The organism is Ferruginibacter sp., assembly GCF_031391665.1.
Lineage (GTDB): Bacteria > Bacteroidota > Bacteroidia > Chitinophagales > Chitinophagaceae > Ferruginibacter.
On record NZ_JANMUN010000229.1, the window covers coordinates 1 to 1,587 of the forward strand.

General features: G+C 36.1%; 1 protein-coding gene. It reads left to right on the forward strand.

The window, feature by feature from the left end; genetic code table 11:
- Positions 1-1,587: FAD-binding and (Fe-S)-binding domain-containing protein (locus tag ACY651_RS17225; protein WP_462254735.1), on the forward strand; the 1,587-nt coding region annotated here is incomplete at both ends.

A 1,587-nucleotide genomic window follows, 5' to 3' on the forward strand; every position in this document is an offset into this window, starting at 1 on the left:
GACACTGCAGTTGATGTAAATGATCTGCCGGCATACATCCGTGATTTTAATGAGATATTAAAGAAGCACAATTTATATTCGGTACATTATGCCCATGCTGGGAGCGGCGAAATTCATTTACGGCCCATCATCAATTTAAAAACTGTAGAAGGCGATAATTTATTCAGAACAATTGCAGAAGAAATTGCTACGCTGGTAAAAAAATACGATGGCTCTTTAAGCGGCGAACATGGCGACGGAAGATTGCGTGGCGAATTTATAAAACAAATGGTAGGCGAAAAAAATTATGCTCTTTTAAAAGAAATAAAAAAAGCCTGGGACCCTAATAATATTTTCAACCCTAATAAAATTGTAGATACCCCCAGCATGAATACGATGCTGCGGTATATTCCCGGGCAGCAAACTCCTGAGTTTAAAACACATTTCCGTTTTAATAATCAAAATGTTTTGCAGCATGCAGAGCAATGCAATGGCAGTGGCGATTGCCGAAAGACCGCATTGAGTGGTGGCACGATGTGCCCATCTTTTATGGCTACAAAAAATGAAAAGGATACCACAAGGGCAAGAGCAAATATTTTACGGGAATTTTTAACCAATAGCGATAAGCTTAATCGTTTTGATCATAAAGAAATTTATGATGTAATGGATTTGTGTTTGAGTTGTAAAGGTTGTAAAAGCGAATGCCCCAGCAATGTGGATGTGGCAAAATTAAAAGCAGAATTTTTACAGCATTATTACGATGCTAATGGTGTTCCTTTCAGAAGTAAATTGATTGCCAATTTTACCGCATCTGCAAAATTTGGTGCATTAATTCCTGGCTTATATAATTTTGCAGTTAGTAATAAATTAATTGGTGGTGCCATAAAAAAATTATCGGGCTTTGCTCCAAAACGCAGCATGCCTACAATGTATAAAACCACTTTACTTTCATGGTTTATTAATCACGGCACGAAAAAAGCAAAAAGTTCAAATAACTCCCCTTCAGGGGATGGGGGCAGTGTTTTTCTTTTTTGCGATGAATTCACCAATAACAACGATACCGAAATTGGCATTAAAGCAATTTTACTTTTAGAGAAATTGGGTTACGAAGTAATTATTCCTACACATTTAGAAAGCAGCCGCACCTGGTTAAGCAAAGGTTTAGTGCGAAAAGCAAAAGAAATTATTAATAAAAATATTGAATTGCTTCATCCAGTAATTTCTGATCAAACACCAATGATCGGTATTGAACCTTCCGCTATTTTAACTTTTAGAGATGAGTATATTGATCTGGCAACAGATGAAAATCTTACTAAAGCAAAAGCATTAAGTAAAAATGTTTTTTACATTGATGAATTTATTGCCCGTGAATTTGCTTCAGGTAAAATTGATGCATCATTATTTTCTACAGCCACAAAAAAAATTAAGTTGCATGGGCATTGCCAGCAAAAAGCATTGAGTGCATTAAGTGATACCGCTGCCATTTTATCTATACCAAAAAATTATTCGGTTGAAACTATACCCAGCGGTTGCTGCGGTATGGCCGGCAGTTTTGGTTACGAAAAAGAACATTACGATTTAAGTATGCAAATTGGTGAGTTGGTTTTA